Origin of the sequence: Cryobacterium sp. N22, assembly GCF_002929555.1 — a bacterium.
Classification (GTDB): Bacteria; Actinomycetota; Actinomycetes; order Actinomycetales; family Microbacteriaceae; genus Cryobacterium.
Genome location: NZ_PJJP01000030.1, coordinates 15,462 through 28,677, shown reverse-complemented (window position 1 = coordinate 28,677; position 13,216 = coordinate 15,462). Strand labels below are relative to the sequence as shown.

The window sequence follows — 13,216 nt, the reverse complement described above, 5'->3', positions numbered from 1 at the left end:
CGGAAGGCTCAGAGGTCGGCGTGCAACTGCCAGACGCGTTCGGCGGTGTCCCGCCAGCTGAAGGCCCTGGCCCTGTCCCCGCCGAAGATGCGCAACCTGTCGGCGAGCGCCGTGTCGCCCAGCACCCGGTCCAGGGCGGCGGCGAGCCGTTCGGGGTACCCGGCCGGGTCGTCCCGCTCCACCACGAAGCCCGCGTCGCCGGCGGCCTCCACCAGGGCCGGCGCATCCGAATGGATGACCGGGGTGCCGAAGTGGAAGGCCTGGATGATCGGGAGGCCGAAGCCCTCTTCGAGGCTGGGGTAGACGAAGACCGACGCCCGTGAGATCACCAGTGCGAGCTGCTGGTCGGTCAGGCCGTCCAGCGCGCGCACCCGGTCAGGGGCGAGGCCGGCCTCGTCGGCCACCGACGCGAGGGTCAGCTCCCCCCAGGAATCCGGCCCGACAACCAGCAGCGGCAGGTCCGCCGCGCCAGGGCGGCCCAGGGCCGTGATGAGGGCGGTGACGGCGCGGCGCGGTTCCAGGGTGCCGGCGGTGAGGATGTACTCGTCGGGGAGCCCCAGCGTCACGGCCATGGCTTCGGCGGCGGCGGAATTCGTCGGCAGCATCAGGCCGCTGCTGACGGCACCGCCGATGACGCGCACCCTGTCGCCGAAGTCCATGATCTCGCCGAGCTGGTCGGCGAGGGCATGGCTGGGCACCACGATGGCGTCAGCGTGCTTGCGGGCGCGTTTGAGCATCAGCTTGGTGCGGGAGACGGTGGTCGGGGTCAGCGACTCCGGATGCGTCCAGGCGAGCACGTCGTGCACCGTCACGGCGACCTGGGTCTCGTCCCTGGCCCTGTCGTGGCGGTGCAGCGGAGCGAACAGGCCGGGGGCGTGCACGAGGCCGTGGCCGGCGGAGGTCGCCACGCCCAGCTGCCAGGCCGCGGCGAGTTCACGGCGCGCCAGCGCCATCTTGTGCAGGCCAGCGAGGCCGGGCAGGGCCGTGGTGATCTGGTCGTAGTGCTCCGCAGAGGACGCCGAGACGATGCCCTCGACCACACAGTCGGTCGGCGCCGTGGTGATCAGCGACCGGGTGAGTTCCTCGGTGTACCGGCCGAGCCCGCCAGGAACCGGCGAGACCATCTGGTCCACGATGACCCGGAGGGTGATCATGACGGGGTGAAAGCGCCGTGGGTCGCGGCGTCCGCGAGGGCCTCGGTCCAGGGCCGCATCGGGGCCAGACCCGCGGCGGACCAGGCGTCGTGCCCGAGCACCGAGTACGACGGCCGGGGGGCCGGCCGCACGAACTTGCTGCCGTCGGTGGGCAGCACCCGGTCCGGGTCCAGTCCCGCGCTGGCGAACACGGCGCGGGCGAACCCGAACCAGTTCGTCTGCCCGGCGTTGGTGCCGTGGTAGATGCCCGCGGGCGCGTCGGCGTCGAGCATCGCCACGATCTGGCGGGCCAGGTCGACGGTCCAGGTGGGCTGGCCGAACTGGTCGGCGACGACGGACACGGTGTCCCGGCCTGCGGCGAGGGTGAGCATGGTGCGGCCGAAGTTGGGCCCGTGCGCGCCGTAAAGCCACGCTGTGCGCACGATGTAGCTGCCTGTGGGGTTCTCGGTGAGCACGAACTGTTCACCGGCGGCCTTGGTGCGGCCGTACGCGTTGAGCGGGTCGATCGCGGTGTCCTCGGGGTACGGCGTGTTGCCGGTGCCGTCGAAGACGTAGTCGGTGGAGATCTGCACGAGTTTGGCGCCGCCGAAGGCGGCTCCGATCGCGAGGTTGCGCGGGCCGATGGCGTTCACCGCGTACGCGGCGGCCTCGTTCTCCTCCGCCGCGTCCACCGCGGTGTACGCGGCGGCGTTGATGATCACGTCGTGGCCGGCGACGGCCTTCCGAACGGCGGCGAGGTCGGTGATGTCCAGCTCGCTGCGGTCAACGGCCGTGACGTCACGGCCCTTGAGGGCGTCCTGCAGGTCGCGGCCGAGCATCCCGGCCGCGCCGGCGATCAGATAACGGGTCATGTCAGGTGGCTCAGCTCAACGCCGCGCTGGCCTTGAGGGGTTCCCACCAGGAGCGGTTGTCGCGGTACCACTGCACAACGTCGGCCAGGCCCTTCTCGAAGGGCACCTCGGGGGAGTAGCCCAGTTCGGCCTGGATCTTGGAGATGTCCACGGAGTAGCGCAGGTCGTGGCCGAGGCGGTCGGCGACCCGGTCCACGTAGGACCAGTCCTTGCCGGTGGCGTCCAGCAGCAGCTGGGTGAGCTCGACGTTGGTCAGCTCGGTGCCGCCGCCGATGTTGTAGATCTCGCCGGCGCGGCCGGAGACCAGGACCATCGCGATGGCGCGGGTGTGGTCGTCCACGTGCAGCCAGTCGCGGATGTTGTTGCCCTCGCCGTAGAGGGGAACGTGCAGGTCGTCGATGAGGTTGGTCACGAACAGCGGGATGACCTTCTCGGGGAAGTGGTACGGGCCGTAGTTGTTCGAGCAGCGGGTGATCGACACGTTCAGGCCGTGGGTGCGGTGGTAGCTGCGGGCGAGCAGGTCGCTGCCGGCCTTGGACGCGGAGTACGGCGAGTTGGGCTCGAGGGCGCGCTCTTCGTTCCAGGAGCCCTCCGCGATGGAGCCGTAGACCTCATCGGTGGACACGTGCACGAACCGGGGGAGGTTGTTGCGCAGCGCCGCGTCGAGCAGCTGCTGGGTGCCGAGAACGTTGGTCTCGACGAAGATCGACGCGTCCCGCACCGAGCGGTCCACGTGGGATTCCGCGGCGAAGTGCACCACGGCGTCCAGGCCAGGGAAGAGGGTGTCCAGCAGGGCGCCGTCGCGGATGTCGCCCTTGACGAAGGTGTAGCGCTCGGAGTCGGCCACGGGGGCCAGGTTCTCCAGGTTGCCGGAGTAGGTGAGGGCGTCCAGAACGACGACCTCAGCGCCTTCCAGGCCTGGGTAAGCGTCCTGCAGGGTGCGACGAACAAAGTTCGAGCCGATGAACCCGGCTCCGCCGGTGACGAGGATCTTCATATATATACGTGACCATTCCGTTTGCGTAAAGGTGCCTCCGCGATTCTACTGGACACGCCTTGCTAGGCTGGCAAACGTGCAGATTCGTGAACTCTCCGTCCCCGATTCCTACGAGGTGACCCCCAAGCAGTTCGGGGACGACCGGGGAGTCTTCCTCGAGTGGTACCGCTTCGACAAGCTGTCCGAGGCGGTCGGGCACCCGCTCGACCTGCGTCAGGCCAACACCAGCGTGTCCAGCCGCGGGGTCGTGCGCGGCATCCACTTCGCCGACATCCCGCCGGGCCAGGCCAAGTACGTCACCGCCACGCACGGTGCGATCATCGACTTCATCGTCGACATCCGGGTCGGCTCGCCGACCTTCGGCCAGTGGGACTCGGTGCTGCTGGACGACGTCGACCGTAAGGCCGTGTACATCGCCGAGGGCCTCGGCCACGCGTTCGTGGCCCTGACCGACAAGGCCACCGTGAGCTACCTGGTCTCCTCCACCTACACCGCCGGCGCCGAGCACGGGATCAACCCGCTCGATGACGAGGTCGGCCTGGTGTTCCCGTCGTCGGCCGGGGAGCTGCTGCTGTCCCCCAAGGACACCGACGCGCCCAGCCTCGCCGAGGCCGCCGCGAGCGGACTGCTGCCCACCTGGGACGCCGCCCGCGCCTTCTACCAGTCGCTCAACGAACGGAACTAGACCATGCGCGGAATCATTCTCGCCGGAGGCTCAGGAACCCGCCTCTGGCCGATCACCAAGGGCATCTCGAAGCAGCTGATGCCCATTTACGACAAGCCGATGATCTACTACCCCCTCTCAACGCTGATGATGGCCGGTATCCGCGAGGTGCTCATCATCACCACCCCCGAGTACAACGACCAGTTCAAGGCCCTCCTCGGCGACGGTAGCGAGCTCGGCATCAGCATCGAGTACGCCGTGCAGCCGTCCCCGGACGGCCTCGCACAGGCGTTCACCATCGGTGAGGACTTCATCGGCGACGACAGTGTCGCCCTGGTGCTCGGCGACAACATCTTCCACGGCGCCGGCCTGGGCTCGGCACTCCGCAACAACGCCGACATCGACGGCGCCCTGATCTTCGCGTACCACGTGTCCAACCCCACCGCCTATGGCGTCGTGGAGTTCGACGACGACTTCACCGCCGTGTCGATCGAAGAGAAGCCCACCAAGCCCAAGAGCAACTACGCCGTGCCCGGCCTGTACTTCTACGACAACTCCGTGGTCGAGATCGCCAAGTCGATCGAACCGTCCGCCCGCGGCGAGCTGGAGATCTCCACCGTCAACGAGCGCTACCTCAACCAGGGCAACCTGCACGTGCAGGTCCTGGACCGCGGCACCGCGTGGCTGGACACCGGCACCTTCGAATCGATGATGCAGGCCTCCGAGTACGTGCGCGTGATCGAAGACCGCCAGGGCCACAAGATCGGCTGCATCGAAGAGATCGCCTGGCGCGCCGGCTGGATCGACGACGCCCAGCTGAGCCGTCTCGCCGCCCCGCTGGCCAAGAGCGGCTACGGCGTCTACCTGAACGGGCTGCTCAAGACCGACTGACAGCTCTCGCTGACATGCCGCACAATGCCCCCTGGATACGTTCCAGGGGGCCTTTTGCGGCGTCTCGGCGCCGGTGCCGCCGCGAGATGCCAGTTGAGGCCCGGTGAAGGTCGCCGAAGGGGCGCCAACTGGCAAGTCAGCTAGGGGAGACGCGGTGAGTTTCCAGTTGCGGCCCTCTCACGTGCCTGCCGGGGGCGCGAACTGGCAACTCACCGGATGCGCCGCCTCGGCGGATATCCCCTGCCGTGCAGGAAGTCCTCGGGGTGTCAGCCGCCGGACTGGATGTGGGCGAGGACGTCGTCCATGGTGGCCTTGATCCCCGCGGGCAGGCTGGTCAGCTGCCGCCGGTCCAGGTCCGGCCACACGGTCGAGGTGATGCGCAGGTCCAGGCCCTGCATCGAGGCCTCGGCCGAATAGCCCAGCATCACGTTCGGCTGGCCCTTGGCGAGACTGCGGATCTGGCCGAGCAGGTTGCTGATGGTCACGGCCTGACCCGAGGCGAGGTTCTTGATCACCTCGGCGCGTCCGGTGGCGGCGGTGACCGAGAGCAGCCTGGCGACGCAGTCCACGACGAGTTCGGCGCAGTCGCGCACGAAGATGTAGTCCCGCATGGTTTCCAGCGGCACGAAGATCGACGCCGGCTTGGGCGAGAACTGGGCCTTGGCCAGGTGCGAGATCAGGCCCTGCATCTTGCCCAGCTTCTGGCCGGGCCCGTACAGGTTGGCGATCCGGCCGGCGAGCACCGAGACCCCGGTGGCCCGGGAGAAAGCGAACAGGTTCGCCTCGGCGTCGAGTTTGAACCGTCCGTAGCCCGAGATCGGCACGGGTGTGCTGTGCTCGTCGAACGGCGGATGCGCCGAGCCGCCGTACACGCCGCCGGCCGAGGACGCGTAGAACACGGCGCCGGTGCCGGCGGTGCCCTGGTGGGCGGCGGCGACGCCGACGGCGTCGAGCACCAGCCGCAGCTGGCGGAGTTCCCGATCGATCGCGGCGGGGGGAGTGGAGGTGACGGCGTTTCCGGCCAGCCAGAGCACCGCCCAGTTCGCGCGCTCGGTGGCGGCGGTGTCGAGCAGCCGGGCGGCGGTCGCGGCGGCGGCGGCGGTCAGGGCGTCGTCATCGGCCCAGGGCAGGGGTTCTGCGCTCAGCAACTCCCAGCCGGCGCGACGGGTGATCGCGGCGGCCGTGGCGCTGCCCAGCAGGCCACGGGCCCCGATCACCCAGACGTAGGTGGTCACTTGGCGGCTTTGCGCGTCCGCCCGAGAGGCCCATCCGCCGGGTCGGTCGTAATCAGGTACGGCGGCTTGCCCATGGCCATGTTCACGTTGATGCCGATGTACTCGGCGATGATGCCCAGGGAGAACAGGATGAACCCCGCGCTCAGCAGCACCAGGACGCTGAGCGACGCCCAGCCCTGGATCGCGATGTCGCCGGCGAGCCGCTGGATGAAGATGACGATGGCGAAGATCACGCCGATCACGGCGAAGATCACGCCGAGGCCGCTGACGATCCGCAGCCCCCTCGTGCCGGTGGTGAGGATCATGCGCCAAAAGTGCGAGAACAACCGGCGGGCCGAATAGCCGGAGCTGCGTTCGCCTTCCTCGCGCAGTTCGACCGGGGAGGTCGTGACGCGGGAGGCGACCCAGCCGATGGCGACGTCGAGGTACACCCCGGAGCCGGCATAGGCGGCGACGCTGCGGCCGATGTTGCCGAGCATCAGCCGGTAGCTCTGGTAGTCGGCGGCGGCGCCGGTGCCGGACAGCTTGGTGAGCAGGTACTTCGCGGTCTTCGAGGCGGCGTTGCGCACGGGCCCGTGCGGGGCCGGGTTGGTCGGCTTGGCGTAGACGACGCTGGCCTGCTCGCGCATCGCGGTGTCGAGCATCCCGCCGATGGCGCGGGGGTCGTGCTGGCCGTCCTCGTCGAGGGTGACGATCCAGTCGCCGCCGGAAGAGGCCATGCCGGCGAGGGTCGCCGCGTGCTGGCCGAAGTTCTTGCTCAGCCAGATGCCGCGGGCGAACGGGAACCTGTCGGTGATGCTGCGGATGATCGACGCCGAGTCGTCCGGGCCGTGGTCGAAGACCAACAGGACCTCTTCGACCCGGAAGCTGTAACCGTCGGGGGTGATGCTCAGCCGGGTCAGCGGTTCGATCTCCTCGAGCACGCCGGTGAGGGTGCGTTCTCCCTGATAGACGGGGATGACGATCGAGATGCTGTGGTCGGCGACGTCGGGTTCTGCTGAGGGGAGTGTCACGGGTTCAGAACCTATCACACGGGCCGTTTCGTCGGCCGGGTCAGTTGGCTGCGGCATCCGTCGTCACCGCCTTGGACATGCGCCGGCCGAGCCAGATGTAGGCGAGCCGGCGAACCTGGGCCATCACCCTGGCGCGGGTGTTGCCGATCCGCCGGTCGGTGCCTGAAACGACATCGGGGCGGGTCTTCGCCATCCAGTTGTGGAAGCCGATCGCCTGCTCAGCCTGCTCGGCGACCAGGCGCACGCTCCACTGGCTGTCGGAGATGCGGAAACCGGCCAGGCTGCCCGGTACGCCGACGAACTTTCCCTCGAGCAGCACCAGCGAATAGGAGGTCTCGTCGATCAGGTACGGCCAGCGCGAATCCCACCAGCCCACCTTCTCCAAGACGCTCCGGCGCATCATCACGCAGCCGGGTTCGCCGAAGATATTGGTGCCCTGGGTGACGGTCTTCCGCACCGCGACGGTGCCGTCGTGCACGCCGATCAGGCCGGCCAGGCCGCGGTTCTTCAGCACCGGAGCGCCGTTGGCGTCGACGATGTCACGGGGGGAGGCGGCCAGGACGGCGCCGGGCTCCCGCAGCAGCGCGGCGACCTGCTGGGCGACGATGGTGGGGTAGAGCAGGTCGTCGCCGCAGACGAGTTTGATCAGCTCGCCGGTGGCCGCCTGGCTCACCCGGTTCCAGTTGCGCAGTGCACCGCCGCCGCCCTCGGTGTGCAGCAGGGTGACGCGAGGGTCGGAGCTGTAGCGCTGCATGACGGCCCAGGTGTCGTCGGTGGACGCGTGGTCGGAGACGATCACCTCGAGGTTGGTGTACGTCTGGCCGAGCACGCTCTTCATGGTCTCGTCGAGGTAGTCCGCGTTGTTGTAGGCGGGGATGACGATCGAGACGAGAGGCTGATCATCAGGGAACGTCGCATCGTGTGTCATAGGTTAAGTGTGACTCGCATCCTTCGTAGTGCTGAGCCTTCACGATACCGGGTGGTCCTGAGCGACCTCTGTCCCCGCGCGGGGCGACCCTAGGCGAGAATGGGGAGGCGGTTCGCGCAGAGCGGGCCGGCAATCACCCCTGCGGGCGCGCACAGTGACGACCGTCACATCCTGATCAGGGCGAGAAAAGGGCAATCTGTTGCTGAAGTCGAGATTCGTATGGCCCGCCGTTGTGGTCGTCGCCGTACTGGTCGGGGCTGCTCTCCCGTTGCTGGTCAACCGTGGCTACTACTTCATCGACGACACCCAGTCGGGTGCCTTCGGCCAGTGGTACGAGATCGGAACCCGCATCCTCGAGGGGAACTGGTCGCTGATCAACCCCCTGGTCTGGCAGTCCGGCAACTATCTCGCCGAAGGCGCGTGGGGGATCTTCAGCCCGGTCCTCTGGCTGATCGGCCTCTGGTCGCACTGGGCGGGCAACGCCCTGATCTTCTCCACGGTGGTCAAGGTGATCTGCCTGGTCGCGGGTTCGCTGGGCGCGTACCTGCTGGCCCGCACCTTCCAGGCCGGCCGCGGCTGGGCGGCGGCCGTCGCCGTCGCGCTCCCGTTCACCGGCGTGACCTTCTACCTGGATGCGACCACCTGGGTGAACGGCCTGCTGGCCTGGAGCATGTGGGCACTGGCCTGGGCGTTGACCAGGCGGGCCGTCTTCTCGGCCAAGTCGCCCGCCCTGGCACTGCTGGCCTGCATCGGCACCGTCGGCATCGGCTACGTGCACGCCACGATCTTCCTGGCCGTGGCCCTCGCCGCCACGATCGCCGAGGCGTTCATCGCCCGGCACCGGGCGTCCATCGTGCGCGCCTTCCTCATCGCCACCGGCGCCGGACTGTTCGCCGTCATCGTGCACCTTCCGGGGCTCCTGACCGCGGGAACGTCCGGGCGCACCAAGGGCGTCGTGAACACGGGGCTCCTGACGGTGGACCTGAGCGGCCTGGTGGCCGCCAACACGCCCGTCGGGATCCCGCAGGTCGGCTTCTTCGGTGCCTTCTTCCCCTCGGCTCCGCTGGTCTATATAAGTTGGATGCTCCCGCTGTTCGCTTTCGTCGCGTGGAAGCGGTTCATGCCGGTGCTCGCCACCCGGCTGAGCGTCGTGATCTTCTTCGGCGTCGCGCTGATCGGCGTGCTGCTGCCCAGCGACGTCGGGCCGCTCCGCATTCCGTTGCGGATGATGCCGTACCTGGCCATCGCGGTGCTCCTGATCCTCGCCATCGGGCTGTCCCTGGCCCGGGTCGAGGTGATCTCGCGCCGACGCTTCCTGGCCGCCTGCGCGTACACGCTTTTCGGCGCCATGCTGACGGTGTTCCAGGGTCCGCAGTACGCCGGGGTGGTCGCCCTCGCCACCCTCGCTGTGCTGATCGTGCTCTGGGTGTTCTACCGGATCACCTCCCCCGGCGGGCTGCCGGGCCTGCCCATACCGTGGCGGGACCGGGCGCGGGCCTCGCGTGCCTGGGTCCTCCCTGCACTGGCGGTGGTCGTGACCCTCGGCGTGATCTACCCGCAGCACATCGTGCACACCAGCGGTCCACTGCTCAACTACCAGGTGCCGAGCTCGGTGCAGAGCTACCGGGACCTGCTCACCGACGCCGAGGGCGATGTCCTCGTGGTCGGTGGACCGCAGAACGGTCAGATCCAGCAGGGCGACTGGGCCGAAACCACGGTGGCCAACCTCTGGTACATCCCGGATGCGCCCGTGCAGAACGCGTACACCTCGGTCTTCTACCCGGGCTACGGCGATGCGCTGTGCATGGCCTACCAGGGTGTCACCTGTGCCGACCTGCTGCCGAGGCTGTTCACGGCGGGCGCCGACACCGGCCAGAACCTCGTCGACGACCTGGGCGTCAGCTCGGTCCTGATCGTGAAGAGCACGGTTCCGGAAGAGCTCTGGGCCCAGACCCCCGACGGCTGGCACGTGGCGCAGGACACCGAGCTGACCAGGCTGATCGTCCGGGACACGCCGGTGCCCGGCGCCGGCAGCGTGGTGTGGAGCTCTGACGACACCGAGGTGACGGTGCTCCACGAGGACGACATGGGGGTCTCCTTCCGCGTCGACGCCGTCGGCGACGACGGCGGCCAGGTCGCCCTGAGCCGGATCTCGTGGCCGGGCTACGAGGTCGACGGCGGCACCGTGTCGGAAGAGCTCGTCAACGGCTTCATGATGGGCATCGACATTCCCGCCGATTCCGTCGGCGACGTCGTGACGGTGTCCTTCCGGGCGCCGGGCTGGCCGGTCCAGATCCTCTCCAGCGTTCTGCTGGTTGTGCTCCTGCTCGGCTGGGGAGCGCTCAGGCTGTGGGGACGAGACCGGGCGGGATCACGTCCGGCGCGACCGAACTGGGTCAGGGAACTCCGCGAACCACTGAAAGTTGAGAAGTCATGACGAATACGCCTGCCGAAAAAGTCGTGGTCGTGGTCGTGGCCTTCAACCGTCGCGACCTGCTCCTGGAAAGCCTGGCCGCCCTGGCCGGTCAAACCCGGCGGCCCGATGAGCTCCTGGTGATCGACAACGCGTCCACCGACGGCACCGCAGAGGCCGTTCGTTCGGCGCACCCCGAGGTGACCCTGGTGGTGCTCGACCGGAACACCGGCGGTGCGGGCGGCTTCACGGCCGGCCTGGCCGAGGCCGTCGGCCCGCTCGGAGCCGACCTGGTCTGGCTGATGGACGACGACACCGTCCCCACCGAGACCGCTCTCGCCGAGCTCCTGACGGCACGCGCGCACGCGCCGGCATCCACCAGGATCCTCGCGTCGACGGTGCATTGGACCGACGGCCGGGAGCACCCGATGAACATGCCACGGGCGCGGCCGTTCGCTGGGCGCCGCTCCCTGGAGCGCGCCCGCGAGTTCGACTGCTATCCGGTGCGGTCGGCGTCGTTCGTTTCGGTCATGATCGACGCACGCGCCGTCGCCGAGCACGGTCTGCCGGTCGCCGGGTACTTCCTCTGGAACGACGACTTCGAGTACACCGCCCGGATCCTGCGCGGGTCGACGGGATACCTCTGCCGACGCAGCATCGTGGTGCACAAGACCAAGGTCTTCGGCTCGACGAACATCGACCCCGGGCCGCGGTTCCGGTTGGAGGTGCGCAACAAGCTGTGGCTGCTGCGCCTCTCGCCGGCACTGTCCACCTTTGAGCGGCTGATCTACGCCGGGGCGACGGCCCGCAGCTGGATCAGCACCTTCGTGCACTCCGCAGACCGGGCCACGCTCCGGCACGGCCTGCGGGAAGGCCTGCGCGAGGGGCTCACCACCCGACCGGCCACGAACGCCGAGGTGCTCGCCGGGTTCGGCCGGGTGAGCGAGTCCGTCGCCGCGGCGGAGGCCGGGCCGGCCAGGGCGTCGTCGTGACGAGCCCAGGCCTCCCCTTCTCCCTGCTTCTGCCCGTCTACCTGGGGGACCGGCCCGAGTACTTCACCCGGGCGTTCTCCAGCGCCGTCACCGACCAGACCCGTCGCCCGACCGAGGTGGTCCTGGTGCGGGACGGACCGATCAGCCCGGCGCTGGCCGAAGCCATCACCACGGCCATCGACGCCTCCCCGGTCGAGGTTCGCCGCGTCGACCTGGACGTCAACGTGGGCCTGGCCATCGCGCTCACCCGCGGGCTGGCCGCGTGCCGGTTCGACGTGGTCGCACGCATGGATGCCGACGACATCTCGCTGCCCGAACGATTCGCCAGGCAGCTGCCCGCCATCGAGGAGGGGTGTGACCTGGTCGGAACGGGCATGCTGGAATTCAACGAGCTCGACAAGATCCTCGGCCGCCGGGTGCCGCCGGTCGGGCAGGCGGAAATCAGCCGCCAGGCCAGATTCCGCGACCCGTTCAACCACCCCACCGTCGTGTATCGCAAGTCGGCCGTCGAGGCCTCGGGCGGTTACCGCCATCTTCCGCTGATGGAGGACTACTGGTTGTTCGCCCGGATGATCATGGCCGGCGCCACGGTGCGCAACCTGCCCGAACCGCTGGTCATGTACAGGGTCGATTCCGGTGCCTACAACCGGCGCGGTGGCCTGTCCCTGTTCCGCAGTGAGCTCGCCCTGCAGCGCCGGCTGTTGGCGGACGGGTTCGTCACCCCCGGCCAGTTCCTCCGCAATGTGATCGTCCGCGGCGGGTATCGTTTCGTTCCGGTCGTCATCCGGCGAGCGGTGTATCGACGGATGGCCGTAAGCAAGCACACAGACACGCCCCAGTAGGATCGAACTTTGGTCCGAAGTGGTTGGCCATAAGTGAGGATGGGTGTTATGAACGTTGACCTTGTGGTTGTCGGAGCCGGATTCTTCGGCCTCACCGTGGCAGAGCGCTGCGCCAACGAACTGGGATTGCGGGTTGTCGTCATCGACAAGCGCGACCACATCGGTGGCAACGCATACAGTTCGGTCGAACCCGAAACCGGAATCGAGGTTCACCGGTACGGTGCCCACCTCTTCCACACCTCGAACAAGGTGGTCTGGGACTACGTCAACACCTTCACCTCCTTCACGGACTACCGGCACCGGGTGTACACCACCCACAAGGGTGAGGTGTTCCCGCTGCCGATCAACCTCGGCACGATCAACCAGTTCTTCCACAGCGCCTACTCGCCCACCGAGGCCCGCGCGCTGATCAGCGAGCAGGCCGCAGAGGGCGAACTCGCCACGGTGGCCAACCTCGAGGACAAGGCCGTCGCACTGATCGGCCGTCCCCTCTATGAGGCGTTCATCCGGGACTACACCGCCAAGCAGTGGCAGACCGACCCGCGCGAACTGCCCGCGGAGGTCATCAGCCGGCTGCCCGTGCGGTACAACTACGACAACCGGTACTTCAGCGACACCTATGAGGGACTGCCCGTCGACGGGTACACGGCCTGGATCGAACGCATGGCCGATCACCCCAACATCGAGGTGCGGCTGTCGACGGACTTCTTCGACCTCGACCAGGAAATCAACATCCGGGACACCGTCGGCACCGTGCCCGTGGTCTACACAGGTCCCGTGGACAGGTACTTCGACTACTCGGAGGGGCCGCTGTCGTGGCGCACCCTGGACTTCGAGGAAGAAGTCATCCAGACGGGCGACTACCAGGGCACCCCCGTGATGAACTACGCGGACACCGACGTCGAGTACACCCGCATCCACGAGTTCAAGCATTTCCACCCCGAGCGGGACTACCCCAAAGACAAGACCGTGATCATGCGCGAGTTCTCGCGCTTCGCCGAGGAAGCCGACGAGCCGTACTACCCGGTCAACACCGCCGCAGACCGGGAGCGCCTGCTGCGCTACCGGGAGCGGATCGCCGAGCAGCCCAACGTGATCTTCGGCGGCCGGTTGGGGACCTACCAGTACCTCGACATGCACATGGCGATCGGTGCCGCACTGTCCACCTTCGAAAACAAGCTCCGTCCGCTTTTCGCGACGGACGCCCCGGCCTGACCCGGCCGGGTCACACGGAAG

Annotated in this window: 12 protein-coding genes; 6 read left to right on the top strand and 6 right to left on the bottom strand. The window is 68.2% G+C overall.

Annotated elements, in window-relative coordinates:
- Positions 1 to 8 precede the first annotated feature (8 nt).
- Genes CXY76_RS06275 through rfbB form a run of 3 tightly spaced genes read right to left on the bottom strand, consistent with a single transcriptional unit; the run spans position 9 to position 3,002 of the window.
- On the bottom strand, positions 9 to 1,154 hold the full coding sequence (locus tag CXY76_RS06275; protein ID WP_104163387.1) for a glycosyltransferase family 1 protein: 1,146 nt from the start codon (positions 1,152 to 1,154) through the stop codon (positions 9 to 11).
- Positions 1,151 to 2,005, bottom strand: coding sequence for a dTDP-4-dehydrorhamnose reductase (rfbD, locus tag CXY76_RS06270; RefSeq protein WP_104163386.1), 855 nt, complete (start codon positions 2,003 to 2,005; stop codon positions 1,151 to 1,153). The genes CXY76_RS06275 and rfbD overlap by 4 nt, the downstream gene beginning before the upstream one ends.
- Positions 2,006 to 2,015: 10 nt before the next feature.
- Entirely contained in the window at positions 2,016 to 3,002 is a 987-nt protein-coding gene (gene rfbB, locus CXY76_RS06265; protein ID WP_104163385.1) for a dTDP-glucose 4,6-dehydratase, read from the bottom strand.
- A 76-nt stretch (positions 3,003 to 3,078) separates the two neighbouring features.
- Here rfbB and CXY76_RS06260 point away from each other — a divergent pair, with 76 nt between their 5' ends.
- Both CXY76_RS06260 and rfbA read left to right on the top strand, forming a co-directional pair.
- Positions 3,079 to 3,687, top strand: coding sequence for a dTDP-4-dehydrorhamnose 3,5-epimerase family protein (locus CXY76_RS06260; RefSeq protein ID WP_104163384.1), 609 nt, complete (start codon positions 3,079 to 3,081; stop codon positions 3,685 to 3,687).
- Positions 3,688 to 3,690: 3 nt separating this feature from the next.
- Entirely contained in the window at positions 3,691 to 4,557 is an 867-nt protein-coding gene (rfbA, locus tag CXY76_RS06255; protein WP_104163383.1) for a glucose-1-phosphate thymidylyltransferase RfbA, read from the top strand.
- 266 nt (positions 4,558 to 4,823) lie between these two features.
- On the opposite strand, the gene CXY76_RS06250 is transcribed toward rfbA, so the two are convergent.
- From CXY76_RS06250 to CXY76_RS06240, 3 genes are read right to left on the bottom strand one after another with little or no spacing between them, the layout of a single operon-like run.
- Positions 4,824 to 5,792 carry an NAD-dependent epimerase/dehydratase family protein gene (locus CXY76_RS06250; protein WP_104163382.1) on the bottom strand — a complete coding sequence of 323 codons (969 nt, stop codon included), beginning with the start codon at positions 5,790 to 5,792 and terminating at the stop codon, positions 4,824 to 4,826.
- Positions 5,789 to 6,805: a glycosyltransferase gene (locus CXY76_RS06245; protein ID WP_233199607.1), complete on the bottom strand. Its 1,017-nt coding sequence runs from the start codon at positions 6,803 to 6,805 to the stop codon at positions 5,789 to 5,791. The genes CXY76_RS06250 and CXY76_RS06245 overlap by 4 nt, the downstream gene beginning before the upstream one ends.
- Positions 6,806 to 6,845: 40 nt before the next feature.
- Entirely contained in the window at positions 6,846 to 7,733 is an 888-nt protein-coding gene (locus CXY76_RS06240) for a glycosyltransferase family A protein (protein ID WP_104163381.1), read from the bottom strand.
- A 199-nt stretch (positions 7,734 to 7,932) separates the two neighbouring features.
- Between CXY76_RS06240 and CXY76_RS06235 the strand changes: the two genes are divergently transcribed.
- Genes CXY76_RS06235 through glf form a run of 4 tightly spaced genes read left to right on the top strand, consistent with a single transcriptional unit; the run spans position 7,933 to position 13,195 of the window.
- A complete protein-coding gene (locus CXY76_RS06235) occupies positions 7,933 to 10,170 on the top strand; it encodes a YfhO family protein (RefSeq protein WP_146073388.1) in 2,238 nt (745 codons plus the stop codon).
- The gene (locus tag CXY76_RS06230; protein WP_104163379.1) at positions 10,167 to 11,138 is read left to right on the top strand and encodes a glycosyltransferase; all 972 of its coding nucleotides are present in this window, start codon (positions 10,167 to 10,169) and stop codon (positions 11,136 to 11,138) included. The genes CXY76_RS06235 and CXY76_RS06230 overlap by 4 nt, the downstream gene beginning before the upstream one ends.
- Positions 11,135 to 11,980 (top strand): glycosyltransferase, encoded by an 846-nt coding sequence (locus CXY76_RS06225; RefSeq protein WP_104163378.1) that lies wholly within the window; start codon positions 11,135 to 11,137, stop codon positions 11,978 to 11,980. Before CXY76_RS06230 ends, CXY76_RS06225 begins: the two co-directional genes overlap by 4 nt.
- A gap of 48 nt (positions 11,981 to 12,028) precedes the next feature.
- The gene (gene glf / locus CXY76_RS06220; RefSeq protein ID WP_104163377.1) at positions 12,029 to 13,195 is read left to right on the top strand and encodes a UDP-galactopyranose mutase; all 1,167 of its coding nucleotides are present in this window, start codon (positions 12,029 to 12,031) and stop codon (positions 13,193 to 13,195) included.
- Positions 13,196 to 13,216: the final 21 nt, after the last annotated feature.

What these genes read in the sequence shown, in the direction of transcription:
- glf (WP_104163377.1), top strand. Translation starts at nt 12,029, where the DNA reads ATGAACGTTGACCTTGTGGTTGTCGGAGCCGGATTCTTCGGCCTCACC.
- CXY76_RS06240 (WP_104163381.1), bottom strand. Translation starts at nt 7,733, where the DNA reads ATGACACACGATGCGACGTTCCCTGATGATCAGCCTCTCGTCTCGATC.
- CXY76_RS06230 (WP_104163379.1), top strand. Translation starts at nt 10,167, where the DNA reads ATGACGAATACGCCTGCCGAAAAAGTCGTGGTCGTGGTCGTGGCCTTC.
- CXY76_RS06275 (WP_104163387.1), bottom strand. Translation starts at nt 1,154, where the DNA reads ATGATCACCCTCCGGGTCATCGTGGACCAGATGGTCTCGCCGGTTCCT.
- rfbB (WP_104163385.1), bottom strand. Translation starts at nt 3,002, where the DNA reads ATGAAGATCCTCGTCACCGGCGGAGCCGGGTTCATCGGCTCGAACTTT.
- rfbA (WP_104163383.1), top strand. Translation starts at nt 3,691, where the DNA reads ATGCGCGGAATCATTCTCGCCGGAGGCTCAGGAACCCGCCTCTGGCCG.
- rfbD (WP_104163386.1), bottom strand. Translation starts at nt 2,005, where the DNA reads ATGACCCGTTATCTGATCGCCGGCGCGGCCGGGATGCTCGGCCGCGAC.